13 protein-coding genes and 1 pseudogene are annotated in these 11,514 nt (G+C 46.8%); 9 read left to right on the top strand and 5 right to left on the bottom strand.

Features of this window, described 5'->3' with window-relative positions; all coding sequences use genetic code 11:
- Positions 1-216 precede the first annotated feature (216 nt).
- Both H579_RS0110395 and H579_RS29665 read left to right on the top strand, forming a co-directional pair.
- The gene (locus tag H579_RS0110395) at positions 217-498 is read left to right on the top strand and encodes a type II toxin-antitoxin system Phd/YefM family antitoxin (protein ID WP_028300624.1); all 282 of its coding nucleotides are present in this window, start codon (positions 217-219) and stop codon (positions 496-498) included.
- 104 nt (positions 499-602) lie between these two features.
- A pseudogene (locus tag H579_RS29665) lies at positions 603-782 on the top strand (type II toxin-antitoxin system RelE/ParE family toxin); the annotation flags it as partial.
- A gap of 65 nt (positions 783-847) precedes the next feature.
- On the opposite strand, the gene H579_RS25210 reads toward H579_RS29665, so the two are convergent.
- The 3 genes from H579_RS25210 to gshB are packed head-to-tail and all read right to left on the bottom strand — an operon-like array spanning position 848 to position 4,155.
- The gene (locus tag H579_RS25210; protein WP_036566027.1) at positions 848-1,087 is read right to left on the bottom strand and encodes a helix-turn-helix domain-containing protein; all 240 of its coding nucleotides are present in this window, start codon (positions 1,085-1,087) and stop codon (positions 848-850) included.
- A gap of 16 nt (positions 1,088-1,103) precedes the next feature.
- On the bottom strand, positions 1,104-3,134 hold the full coding sequence (locus tag H579_RS25205) for a flavohemoglobin expression-modulating QEGLA motif protein (protein ID WP_051227526.1): 2,031 nt from the start codon (positions 3,132-3,134) through the stop codon (positions 1,104-1,106).
- Complete coding sequence (gshB, locus tag H579_RS0110375) at positions 3,118-4,155, bottom strand: glutathione synthase (protein WP_028300623.1); 1,038 nt, start codon at positions 4,153-4,155, stop codon at positions 3,118-3,120. Before gshB ends, H579_RS25205 begins: the two co-directional genes overlap by 17 nt.
- A gap of 357 nt (positions 4,156-4,512) precedes the next feature.
- On the opposite strand from gshB, the gene H579_RS0110365 reads away from it, so the two are divergent.
- The 3 genes from H579_RS0110365 to H579_RS0110355 all read left to right on the top strand — a co-directional run bounded on the left by H579_RS0110365 (position 4,513) and on the right by H579_RS0110355 (position 6,900).
- On the top strand, positions 4,513-5,394 hold the full coding sequence (locus tag H579_RS0110365) for a LysR family transcriptional regulator (protein ID WP_028300622.1): 882 nt from the start codon (positions 4,513-4,515) through the stop codon (positions 5,392-5,394).
- 332 nt (positions 5,395-5,726) lie between these two features.
- The gene (locus H579_RS0110360; protein ID WP_028300621.1) at positions 5,727-6,440 is read left to right on the top strand and encodes a GNAT family N-acetyltransferase; all 714 of its coding nucleotides are present in this window, start codon (positions 5,727-5,729) and stop codon (positions 6,438-6,440) included.
- A gap of 10 nt (positions 6,441-6,450) precedes the next feature.
- A complete protein-coding gene (locus H579_RS0110355) occupies positions 6,451-6,900 on the top strand; it encodes a GNAT family N-acetyltransferase (protein ID WP_028300620.1) in 450 nt (149 codons plus the stop codon).
- Positions 6,901-6,934: 34 nt separating this feature from the next.
- On the opposite strand, the gene H579_RS0110350 is transcribed toward H579_RS0110355, so the two are convergent.
- Complete coding sequence (locus tag H579_RS0110350; RefSeq protein ID WP_028300619.1) at positions 6,935-7,534, bottom strand: DUF998 domain-containing protein; 600 nt, start codon at positions 7,532-7,534, stop codon at positions 6,935-6,937.
- A 101-nt stretch (positions 7,535-7,635) separates the two neighbouring features.
- Here H579_RS0110350 and H579_RS0110345 point away from each other — a divergent pair, with 101 nt between their 5' ends.
- A complete protein-coding gene (locus H579_RS0110345; protein WP_028300618.1) occupies positions 7,636-8,541 on the top strand; it encodes a LysR family transcriptional regulator in 906 nt (301 codons plus the stop codon).
- 31 nt (positions 8,542-8,572) lie between these two features.
- Here H579_RS0110345 and H579_RS0110340 read toward each other — a convergent pair whose 3' ends face one another.
- Entirely contained in the window at positions 8,573-9,505 is a 933-nt protein-coding gene (locus H579_RS0110340) for a LysR family transcriptional regulator (protein ID WP_028300617.1), read from the bottom strand.
- Positions 9,506-9,662: 157 nt separating this feature from the next.
- Here H579_RS0110340 and H579_RS0110335 point away from each other — a divergent pair, with 157 nt between their 5' ends.
- The 3 genes from H579_RS0110335 to H579_RS29425 all read left to right on the top strand — a co-directional run bounded on the left by H579_RS0110335 (position 9,663) and on the right by H579_RS29425 (position 11,451).
- Positions 9,663-10,454: a hypothetical protein gene (locus H579_RS0110335; protein ID WP_028300616.1), complete on the top strand. Its 792-nt coding sequence runs from the start codon at positions 9,663-9,665 to the stop codon at positions 10,452-10,454.
- Positions 10,455-10,574: 120 nt separating this feature from the next.
- Positions 10,575-11,000 carry a DMT family transporter gene (locus H579_RS29430; RefSeq protein ID WP_211224702.1) on the top strand — a complete coding sequence of 142 codons (426 nt, stop codon included), beginning with the start codon at positions 10,575-10,577 and terminating at the stop codon, positions 10,998-11,000.
- Positions 10,987-11,451, top strand: coding sequence for a DMT family transporter (locus H579_RS29425; RefSeq protein ID WP_211224701.1), 465 nt, complete (start codon positions 10,987-10,989; stop codon positions 11,449-11,451). The genes H579_RS29430 and H579_RS29425 overlap by 14 nt, the downstream gene beginning before the upstream one ends.
- Positions 11,452-11,514: the final 63 nt, after the last annotated feature.

The following is an 11,514-nucleotide window of genomic DNA, read 5'->3' as shown; positions in this document are numbered from 1 at the left end:
TCATGAGTATCTGTAACAAGCTGGCTTATCATGCCTGGTATAGTATTTATTTATCTATTAAATCAATCTTATATAGTCTTTTCCAAAAATCAGCAATGAGATTGATTAGCCAAACGAACTTATAGCGTGCAGTTTCAAAATAAGATGTTTCCTTTCTTGCCTACTTGCTTACCGAACTACCATTTGTACATTACTTTGTACGCTAAAAGGTACCTTATGAGCCGTATTCACCTTGATCAAGACATTCAACCACTATCCGAGTTTCGTGCTGGAGTGGCTTCTTTTCTTAAGAAGGTCAATGAAACCCGTCGCCCTCTACTGATTACTCAACGGGGCAAGGGTGTCGCCGTAGTCCTTGATGTCGTGGAGTATGAAACGATGCAGGAAAAGATAGAGTTGTTGGAAGAAATACGTACTGCAGAGACGCAACTAGCAGAAGGCTCTGCAATATCTAACGAAGATGCCCGTGCACAAATACTGGGTCGTATTAAAAAATGAAGGTTGTATGGTCCCCTCTGGCCGTACAGAAACTCGGTGGTATCATTGAGTTTATTTCACTGGATGACCCTGCTGCAGCTGAGAAGTGAGTCAATGAGGTATTTGATAAATCTGAGCTATTGGGGGCTATGCCAGAGATGGAACGTAGGGTTCCAGACCTCTCAGATTCTCGCTATCGAGAGATCATTTTTGGTCACTATCGCATCATCTACAGCCTGGGTTATGAGATACAGATTTTAACTGTACGTCACTGCTGCCAGATTTTATCTGATGATGATCTTTAACAGATTGCGCCAGAGCTTCCTAACTATCCGCAAATAGGAAACCCCGGCCCCTCACCTATTCATGTTCAGCGAAACACGGTAATCTGTTTAACCAGTTGATCTGTTGCTTGTTTCTGGTCTTTTTCCCTGACCTCTGTTATCCGCATTAACTCACCGTTTTCACAGCTATAAGCGGAATACCAAGCATAGTAAGTGGCTTTACTGATGCCATTTTGTTCGCAGACCTGTTCCACCGGAACATTGTCGGCAGCCTCGGTCAGTACTTTTTTAATCAGCTCTTTATTATCATTATTTATTGTTGTCATCTTATTTAACCTGTCATCAGGCACAAAGCATAGGGGGCGGCTCAGTCGCAGGGGCGGTGGGCCGTACTGACATCATCAAATAAGTCAAAACCTCAGAATTTTGTTGTGGCAAGGTGAGCCCTTCGGCGATAAAACGAGGTTTATTCAATATACCGCGTTCAATCATTTCATCGATCAGAGACAGATAGGCAAAACCGGTTTTACCAATGTATAAGTTTCTAATATCCCTGCTTTGCGACAGACGCAGGGCTTCGCTGACACCCCTTAAATAAAGATAGTCTTTGGTAAAACCTCCGCCACGATGAACCCTGACAGCCAGGCCAAAAGCACTGTCCTGATCCAGTTTCATCTCTTCATGCAGGTAATTAAACGTATAGTGGAAATCACCGTGTTTAAGCATAGCCTTAACGGCCAGCACCCGATGAGCCAGGCTCTGTAAACGCTTCAGAGGTAGGTTGCCAGTGTGATACTCATTGAGAATCGCTAAACCTTCCTGGGTCATGGTATTGCCTGGTAGTCCCAGAGAAAATACTCTTAGCGGCTGCAGACGGGCATTGAGTGTAGTGGCCATATGTACACCCAGCTCATGATGTGCCAGAGCCTGTAGCTGGCTTTGGGCAAAACGATCATTGGCATTGACGTAAAGGGTTTTTTTGCGGTCAGAAACCATAGCGCCTGCCACTAACCGGTGGTTAGGCTCAACCTTACAGTTCATGCCCCAATCAGCTGCACATTTGCGGAAGTAGTCACACGCTTCTTCTGCGGAGACGGTGTTATCTTCCGTTTCTTCCAAACCTGCTGCATGCAGCAAAAACCTGGCATTGGCTTCGTCTTCGATGCTGGGTTCGCCGTAGTACTTCAGGGAGCTATAAACAAACTGCTCACTACCGGCATGGACTAACAGATCGATCTTACTGGAGAGACCGTCAATCGTTTGGCGATACATCTGCTGAATACCGGGATCACGAATTTCATCCACCGGTAAACGATACAGTTGCTCGCGGAAATGGTAAGGGTCAACAGCCAGAGGGCGATAGCGAAATTCAGGACGATAGTTGCCTTTTTTACTGAAGAAACGACGCTTTTCCTGAGCGATATTGATGGGGTTGATGTAGTACAGTGTTTCTAAATCGCGCGCAAGAGTATACAGTGCCTGATCCAGTTTTCTAATGGCTGGGTCAAGCTGAGAAGATAACATATCCAATCGCTTGGCACTGGCTCTGCGGGTGTGATTGCGTGCGAAAAAAGCCGCCGTATCACTCAAGCTATGTTTCAGGCCTTCTTTCAGTTCATCCAGTACCAGACGGAATACTTCCCCTGAGTGTTCATCCATAAACACTTTTTTTACTTCGCAGGGAATCACCAGGGTATTTTCAAAGCGACTGTTGGTATGGGCAATCAGATAACCCCGTCCGTAGAACACCTCGTTACTGGCTGCCCGAACGGGCACGCCCTGTAACGTGATGCTGTTTAGCTGACGCTCGAAGCGTTTAACAACCCGCTGCCAACGATCCATATCCACTTGCTCCGTGCCCAGATTAAATACCGGAGCCGATTCGCTCTGGCGAAACCCGTTGTAGGAGTGCATATCAAAAACGATACAGGCACCATACAGCTGCTCGACCTTTTCGACCAGAGCATCCAGGATGCGATAGAAGCGTTTATGTTTTTCGATACTGGCCTGGCGCTGTGAAACCGAGATCGGTTTATGCCATACCTGTTTGCCCCAGGCTTTTTTATAGACACAGGTGGCTACTGGTCGATTCAGGTCATACTCATAGCGTGAATCCATGCCGATCAGTGTTATCGGCATGGCCTGAATCATTTCTCCGGTAAAAGGATCTTCTTCCTGATAGCGTTCCGCTTCACTCAACAGACTGTATTTCTCCAGCGATGAGCGAAACTGATGGCCGTCATGGATCGCGGTATAGATCGCAGGAGTATACTCTTCAACCTTTAAGGTAAAAGAGTCATCCTCTGCTAAACACTCGAAGGCTTCCCCCTGGCGTATGCGACGCAGGATCTCTTTCTCAGATAGCCGCTGCATCTTCAATCACCTTACGGAAAGCATTTTTCCGTTCCACGACCACTTCCTTGGCTTTGACCACATTCTCAACAAAGTCTATCACTTGCTTTTGCAGACGTACGCGGTTCAAACGGTTGATACGGGTAATACCGCCAGGGCTCAGTACATTGACTTCGATCAGCTTGCCATTGATTACATCCAGGCCGACAAAATAGAGACCATCACGCACCAGCTGAGGACCAATCGCCCGGCACAGTTCTTTCTCTTCACGGGTCAATATGTGTTTCTCTTCCCGGCCACCGGCATGAATATTGGAGCGTACGTCATCGGCTGGTGGGACACGGCGCATGGCACCGATAGGCTCACCGTTTAACAAGAGGATGCGAACATCACCTTTTTCAGCGCCGGAGACGTATTCCTGAAGAATCACATAGTTACTTTCATCACCTGAGCCAATATAGAAATCCAGCAGAGAACGGAAGTTTTGTCGAGCGCCTTTTTCAATCACGATCACACCCTGGCCACCGAAGCCATTTAAGGGTTTCATGATCATTTTTTCGGATGGGGAATCTTTCAGTACCTGCTCCAGATACTCACGGTTTTTCGATACGTGAGTTGCAGGAACAAAACGACTCGCTTCACCATTAAAAGAAGCGGGATATAGCTTATTATTTGCAATTCTTAAGCCATCCAGATCATTCATGATAAAGACGTCATTACGTACCGAATCCAGGAAGTTCAGGGCAACCGTATCCAATGGTGGATTCGCGCGCATAATGATGGCGTCGAAGCCTGCTAACGGCAACTTACAGCGTTTAAACTCAGCTTTCTTATAAAAAGAAACAATGTTGCTGGTGAGCTTAGTGGCGTGCTTAATGACGTTACAGAAAGCATGGGCTTCACTGTCCCGGATGGTGAGGTTGTTTGGTGTCGTTACAGCAACAGTAATACCCCGATCTACACACTCGTGGATCATACGTAAGGTCGAATCACTTTCAGGATCGATACGGTCCCAGGGGTACATAATGAAACAGATTTTCAAGATCAGACTCCAAACAGAAGCAAACTTACCATTTTCGATAAGTACTTCTTATAATAATCAACGGCATATAAAAGCCCCTGGCACATAACAATTTTCATTATGGTCCTGTAGGCAGATATGTTTAATGCGATAAAGTTAAGGGACCCGTTAGCAGCTATTTGACGTGCTAATCCCTTCAAAAGACGGTAGTTACCAGCTATACCCTCCAGGTTTGAGAGAAAAGCCGATACTCACCTCAGAGCGCTTATTCAGTAAATAAAGCTCCGGTTAAGATGATTCGAATTATTAATCCTGGCTTTCAGGCTGTAAAATGATGTTTTTTTATTAATTTCAATCGATTTTTTTTATGGATGTTTTATGGATTTGACGTTACTGCGTACTTTTCTGGAGGTGTCAAAAACCCGGCACTTTGGCCAGGCTGCACAAAACCTCCACTTGACGCAATCGGCAGTCAGTTTTCGTATTCGCCAACTTGAAGAGATCGTCGGTATCGAGCTGTTTACCCGGCAAAGAAACAATATCCGTCTGACCGTTGCTGGAGAGCGTCTGTTACCTCATGCAGAGAACCTGTTAGCAAGCTGGCAATTGGCACTGCAGGATGTGGGAATGTCGGAAGCGCAGGATACGCAGCTCACGTTGGGTGGTATATCCAATCTCTGGGGCACCTTTCTCCAGTCTATTTTGCCCAGGTTGGCGAACGAGTTTCCCGGATTATCAATCCGTACTGAGATTAACTCACATCAGGAACTGAGCCGCTCGCTATTAGCCGGACGCCTGGATATTGCTGTAGTACTTGACCCGCCCAACTCCGCTGAACTGGAGAACTGTAAAATAGGCCAGATAGAACTGGTGCTGGTCAGCCATAAAGAGGGTATAACACTGGGTGAAATTGATCATACAGGTTATGTCTTTGTCGATTGGGGTACGGCTTTTAATATGAAAAACGCTAAGCTTTTTCGCACCCCTGTTATGCCGATTCTACATACAGAACAAAGCCAGATCGCTTTGGAGTTTTTGATCACTTACGGTGGTGTAGCCTTTCTGCCCCGTGCCTTGGTTGAACCCTACCTGATCAATAAAGACCTGTATCTGGTCGAAGCAGCGCAATCAGTCAGTCGTGAAGTGTATGCCGTGTATGGTCGCCAGAACCCAGGTTATCAGGATCTGATTTCGATTATTAATAAACTGGTCGAGTTTGAGCTGAAACCGCAGGCTAACCTGCAACCCCGCGAAATTTGAACTAAACGCAGCTGATGCCTGGATTATCATATAGCTCTATACATGCTTAAAATGCATCTCGATATCCCTGAGCAGGAGGAGGGGGTTTGCCTCGCTTTTATCCTCTCTTTACAAAGAGTGTAGTCATGTCGCTGTTTTCAAATATGAAGCAGCCTGTTTTACACTGGATCAAAATCGTAGGGCGTCAGGTTTACCACTTCCAGCAGTACCTTTCAAAATTGGGTCTATCTATATTGTCTATAGTGGGTCTTTTGAGGTTCCATTTTTCGCTTTAATCTACCCTCAGAGTCATTTGAAAGCTAAATCACAGCTTGTTGGAAAGGATGAAAGAGATGATTGATAACATACGCAAGAATGCTCTGGGGCAGGCTATTGGTGCTGAGCTGCCTGAGTGGAGCCCACGTAACCGTCCGGCAAAAACAGCGATGAAAGGTGAGTACTGTTGGCTGGAACCTCTCAATCCAGAGATCCATTGTACCCAGTTGTTTAAAGCCTTTGCGATGGACCTTGAGGGTGGTAACTGGACCTATCTGCCTTATGGCCCATTCGATAGTGTTGAGCCATTTATGGCGTGGTTGAAGGATTGGTGTTGTGGTGATGATCCCCTGTTTTATGCGGTGGTGGACAGTTCTACTGGTGAAGCGGTGGGGATGGCAAGTTTCCTACGTATTGAGCCTGCTGTGGGTGTGATCGAGGTGGGGCATATCCATTTCTCCTCTTTGATGCAGAGAACACCGATGTCAACGGAAGCGATGTTTCTGATGATGCAGCGTGTTTTTGATGAGTTGGGATACCGTCGTTATGAGTGGAAGTGCGACAACTGCAATGGACCCTCTAAACAGGCTGCTGAGCGTTTGGGGTTTAGTTTTGAAGGTATTTTCCGTCAGGCCACCATCTATAAAGGTCGTAACCGGGATACCGCTTGGTTCTCTATTTTGGACTCTGAATGGCCGCGTTTGAAGCAGGCTTTCCGGGCTTGGTTACACCCTGATAATTTTGACCGTGCAGGCAAGCAGCAGCGTGCTTTGCAGGACTTTTTGGCTTAAGGAGGTTGAGATGACTATTACGGTTTCTGCACTGAACTTAAATGATAGGGAGCAGTGGGAAAAGCTCTATCACGGTTATGCGAATTTTTATCAGATGCCAATGACCCAAGAGACCTTGGATCAGGTCTGGAGTTGGATTTTTGATCCTAATAATCGCTTTTTTGCGCTGATTGCCAAAGATGAGTGGGGTAATGGCGTGGGCCTGATGCATTATCGTGAGATGCCTTCGCCGTTGCGTGGGGCTCAGGTGGGCTTTCTGGATGATCTGTTTGTTGACCCGGATTGTCGCGGTAAGGGGACTGTGGATCTGCTGTTTGAGCGCTTAAAGCAGGAAGCCCAGGTTCAGGGCTGGCCGTTTGTACGCTGGATCACTGCCGAGGATAACTATCGTGGCCGGGCGGTATATGACCGTTTAGCCAGTAAAACCCAGTGGCAGACCTATCAGTTGGATGTGGACTGATGTTTGTGGCTTTGATCGGGTCAGTTAGAATCCCTTATCTCACCATGAGTATCAGGGAAAACCCTGCCAGCCACAGTAACTGAGCGCCATAGGAAAGCCTTTGATAAAGCCCTGCGTTGTTACGTGACTGGTATGCTTTCGCTGTCGCGACCAAAAACGCTACTGATAAACTGATGCACAGGACCGAGAATAGCTGAAAACCACGACTATATAGCGGTGAGAACATTAAGGCCAATGGCGCTATAAACAGGGATACCATCACCAGCAATCCGGCCAAAGCATGAATCTGTCCACTGAAACTGGGTGTTTCTATGTAGGGGTCTTTATCCATGCTGTAAAAGCCAGCTACGGCAGTGGCTAGTCCATGAACGATGATACTGCTACCTGCAATCCACTCACTGATGCCCGCAGTATTCAGGTTGCAAATACTCAACCCGAATACGCAGAACATCACGGACAGCGGATAGTTATTAAGCCGTGGCGACAGTTTCTGCGTAGGGCTGCCGATTGCTGCCAGTTCACTGACAAATTGCTGTGTATGACTATAGCCTGGATAGAACTTAGCTGTGATGGCGATGCCGATAATTAGATAGATAACGCTGATAAACCCAAAGGCATTGAATATCTCGGGCATGGAGGACAAACCTTTTATTAACCGTTTGGATCATACTATCATGCCAATTTAGCATTAATAATTGGCTTAAATGGCATTAACTATGCCAAAAATGGATTAATATGTGGCGTTATGATGATATAGCCATCGTGGTGGCAGTGGCTGAACAGGGGAGTTTTAGTGCAGCGGCTGAGCAGTTAGCCATGCCTCCCAGCACACTCAGTCGGCGCGTTAGTGCGCTGGAGAATCAGTTGGGTCTGCGTTTATTAGAGCGTAATACTCGCTCCCTAAAACTGACGCAAAAGGGAAATGAGCTGGTTGCAGGGTGTGCGGAACAGGTGAAAAGCATGCAGCAGACAGTGAGTCATCTGACCAGCGATAACGACAGTGCCGCTGGTGTGCTTAATGTCTCGGCTCCGTTAACGTTGGGTAATGACTTAATGTCCCAGTGCTTCAGTGATTTTGTTCAGTGCTACCCACTGATTCGGTTACAGCTGGACTTGAGTAATGATCTGCGTGAGCTGTTTAAAGATCATACGGATGTCGCCCTCAGAGTGGGGCCGTTGAAAGATTCTGAGTTGATTGCAAAAAAACTATTCAGCACTGAAATGGTGTTATGTGCCAGTCCGATTTTTATTCAGCAGCAGGCCATAGACCTGGAAAATATCCATAGTCTCGATCAATGCCCATTTTTAACGTATCTTGATGCTGAATCCACGTTAACGGCCAGGCATCGTGCTGGTCAAACAGAGTATAAACTTCGGCTGTTGGGCACGTTTTCCAGTAATAATACTCAGGCGTTGAAAACAGCCTGTATTCACGGCCTTGGTCTGGCCTGTTTACCTCAGATCAGTGTGCAGCGCGCCCTAAATAGCAGAGAGCTTATTCGTCTGTTTGATAGCTATCTCTTTGACGATGCTAAGCAGATCTATGCCGTTTACCCCAGCAAAAAGCACCTACCCCAAAAGGTTCGCGTTTTTATCGAGCATATTCAGCAGCAGTACGAGAGGAAAAGTTCTCTCTTTTAACCAAGATGATAACTTCTCGATTGGCTGATCTTCATTGTTTAACCGCCTGTGCTATCTCGCGCTCCCAATAGGGTTCATCACGATCAAAGTATTCTGTCAGGAAATCAATAAAGGCTCGGACTCTTAATGGCAGATAGTGGGTTTTTGGGTACACAATACAGGCGGTCAGCTCCTGCCAGCAGTAGTCATCAAGCAGTGTGATTAACTCACCTGAGCAGATCGCCTGGTAGATGTTAAACGTTGGTTGATTGATGACGCCACCACCTGCAATCGCCATATCTCTTAAAAAGGCACCGTTATTGGCATTGATTCGGGCAATGGGCTCAATAGCACCTTTTTGCCCGTTTGGGCTGATATATACCCAGCGGGAATCGCTGGCACCACTGTAATGCAGACAATCCAGTTCAAGTAGGTCTTTTGGTGTTTTTGGCAGGGCTTTGTCTTTGAAATAGCTTGGGCTGGCGACAATGGCACGACGAATCTGAGTCAGTGGCCGGGCGGCCAGTTGGCTATCACCTAGGTTAGCGATCCGTAGTCCCAGATCATAACCACCGTGTACCAGATCTCTTTGGTGATCTGAGAAGTCGATATCTACTCTAACATCAGGGTGTAAACGCATAAACTCCCGAATGGCAGGATTCAGATGCATCAAGCCAAAGGTGAGTGGAGAGGTGATTCTGAGTTTACCCTGGATCAATCCCCTTGAGCCCGTCGCTGTCGACTCAGCGATATCCACTGCGGCTAAGATCTCTTTGCTTTGCGCTAAAAAAGCGCGTCCTGAATCCGTTAGGTTAAGACGGCGTGTCGTACGCGCTAATAGCTGAACTCCAAGACGTGCTTCCAGATCTGATAGACGTTTACTGACGGCAGATTTAGCCACTGACATCTGCTCGGCTGCGGCTGAAATAGACCCTGCTTCTACCACCCGGACAAAGGTTTCCATCTCTAACAGTTTATCGCTCATCCGCCCATTTCTCGCTCTATATTGTTCTTTGATAGAGAACAATATATTCAAAAAAATGCTGTTTTTCTAGGCCGAATAGAAAAGTAGAGTACGCAGTATCAAGACGTTGTCTTGGATTTTGCAACAACGTGAATGACATTATGAAGAGGAATCCGCCATGAAGAAGTGGCTAAAATTAACACTCTCTGCACTGTTTATTGTACTGCCAGTACAAAGCTTTGCGGATAAAACCGATGGTATTTTGACGCTCAGCTACAGCGATGGCCGCCCAGCGACTACGGGAGTTGATCAAGTTAATAGCGTGCTGCGCTCTGTGGGTGTTCGGGTCAGTACCTTAGACCTGCCCAAAGCCGCTTTACCTATTCTGGAAGCTTCGCAAACCCGTACCATTAGCTCAGATGAAGCACAGGAACTGATCTCAGTTCATTTCCCTCTGCATCGTGGTCAGTTGCTGGATGAGATCCATAAGGCAGGTTGTGAGCCTGAGGCTCACCGGGGAGGTTATCTTTCAACCTCGGAAGAAGGTGTTGCACCTTATCCTAAGGTGTATGACATGCGGGCGATGACTCCAGAAGTAAAAACCTATTTGCAGAAGAAGTTTGGTCTTCTGCATGTAAACAGCTCCGAAGAGGGCGTGGGTATCGATGAAGTGATGACTATTGTTTCAGGTGGCCCTTGGACCTGGTTTTTCTCACTACCTGACAATGTGGTCGGTAAATTAACGCTGGGTCATGTGGGGCTTAATGGGCAGGCTTGGCGCATCAGTTACCCAGGTTTAGGGCCTCATGGCGGTTATTTGGATGCGGAATATGGTTTGGTGGTGGCCTATGCCCATGGCCCTAAGAAGTTTGTTATGCGTTACGAAGAACCGAGTGTAGAAGGTGCTGAGTTACTGGGTACCAATACCTGGATCGACCTGTCCGGCGATACACCAAAACTACTGGATTGATCCTTTCTTGTTCTGAACAGAGTCTGGCAGTCCATTCACATTGTTATCTTGATGTGTTGACGGACTGTCAAATCTGAAGGTTTTTGTTTTAGCTACCCATAGATAATTGAGGTGCGCGTTATGATCGCTAGCCAGAAGTACTATCATTCGCTGATGATATTTGCGACGGTATTGGTTGCCAGTTCTTTTCCGGTGGGCGCTGCCATTGCCGGTAGTTTGTCTCCCTCGGTGATTATGTTGCTTCGCTTTGTCTGTGCCGCTATTTTGTTTTTGCCTTATGTGATGTTTAAGAAAACCCTGGCGCTGCCTTCTGGCAAAAGATTGTTGCATTACTCCTTAATCAGTCTGCCATTAGCGACTTTTTTCTGGTGTATGTTTGAGAGTCTTAAATATACCAGTGCCCTGAACACCAGTGCGTTATACACCATGGTGCCTGGAATAACGGCACTTTATATGTTACTGGTTAACCGGGAGACAACAGGTAAGGCACGTACTGGGGTTGATGCTGGGCACCTTGGGGGCGATCTGGATTGTGTTTCGAGGTGATTATCAAGCCGCAATGGCGCTGGATTTTAACTACGGTGATCTGGTCTTTTTTATCGGCTGTTTGGTGATGGCTGGTTATAACTTTCTGGTAAAAAAACTCTATGCCGGAGAACCTATGGAGCTGATGACCTTCTGGGTGCTGGTCTCTGGCGCAGGTTGGTTACTGCTGGCATCCTGGGGGCAGATTTTCACCATTGAGTGGCAGAGCATTGGCAATGAAGTCTATCTGTGGATCTTGTATCTGTCTTTTTTCTCAACGTTGGTGACCTTCTTTTTACAGCAGATGGGTATTGTGAAAATCGGTGCGACCAATGCGGTGGCCTATAGTTTTCTTACCCCTGCATTTGCGCTGTTATTGAGTATTTTGTTTGGTATCGGAGTGTTCGAGCTAGCCGTTTTGCCCGGCATTGTACTGGTTATTGTGGCGATGTTTATTATTCAGAGGACGTGATGACTTGCTCCGCTTTTTAAGTGTGATCTGTTTCAATAGCGCAGATTCTTTTTCTGACTGAAG

It is taken from the genome of Oceanospirillum beijerinckii DSM 7166, assembly GCF_000422425.1.
GTDB classification, from domain to species: Bacteria; Pseudomonadota; Gammaproteobacteria; order Pseudomonadales; family Halomonadaceae; genus Oceanospirillum; species Oceanospirillum beijerinckii.
Note: the sequence above shows the minus strand (reverse complement) of the source record. Positions and strands in the feature narration are given on the sequence as shown.

What these genes read in the sequence shown, in the direction of transcription:
- H579_RS0110345 (WP_028300618.1), top strand. Translation starts at nt 7,636, where the DNA reads ATGTGGCGTTATGATGATATAGCCATCGTGGTGGCAGTGGCTGAACAG.
- H579_RS0110335 (WP_028300616.1), top strand. Translation starts at nt 9,663, where the DNA reads ATGAAGAAGTGGCTAAAATTAACACTCTCTGCACTGTTTATTGTACTG.
- H579_RS0110355 (WP_028300620.1), top strand. Translation starts at nt 6,451, where the DNA reads ATGACTATTACGGTTTCTGCACTGAACTTAAATGATAGGGAGCAGTGG.
- H579_RS0110365 (WP_028300622.1), top strand. Translation starts at nt 4,513, where the DNA reads ATGGATTTGACGTTACTGCGTACTTTTCTGGAGGTGTCAAAAACCCGG.
- H579_RS0110340 (WP_028300617.1), bottom strand. Translation starts at nt 9,505, where the DNA reads ATGAGCGATAAACTGTTAGAGATGGAAACCTTTGTCCGGGTGGTAGAA.
- H579_RS29430 (WP_211224702.1), top strand. Translation starts at nt 10,575, where the DNA reads ATGATCGCTAGCCAGAAGTACTATCATTCGCTGATGATATTTGCGACG.
- H579_RS0110360 (WP_028300621.1), top strand. Translation starts at nt 5,727, where the DNA reads ATGATTGATAACATACGCAAGAATGCTCTGGGGCAGGCTATTGGTGCT.
- H579_RS25205 (WP_051227526.1), bottom strand. Translation starts at nt 3,134, where the DNA reads ATGCAGCGGCTATCTGAGAAAGAGATCCTGCGTCGCATACGCCAGGGG.
- H579_RS0110350 (WP_028300619.1), bottom strand. Translation starts at nt 7,534, where the DNA reads ATGCCCGAGATATTCAATGCCTTTGGGTTTATCAGCGTTATCTATCTA.
- H579_RS25210 (WP_036566027.1), bottom strand. Translation starts at nt 1,087, where the DNA reads ATGACAACAATAAATAATGATAATAAAGAGCTGATTAAAAAAGTACTG.
- H579_RS0110395 (WP_028300624.1), top strand. Translation starts at nt 217, where the DNA reads ATGAGCCGTATTCACCTTGATCAAGACATTCAACCACTATCCGAGTTT.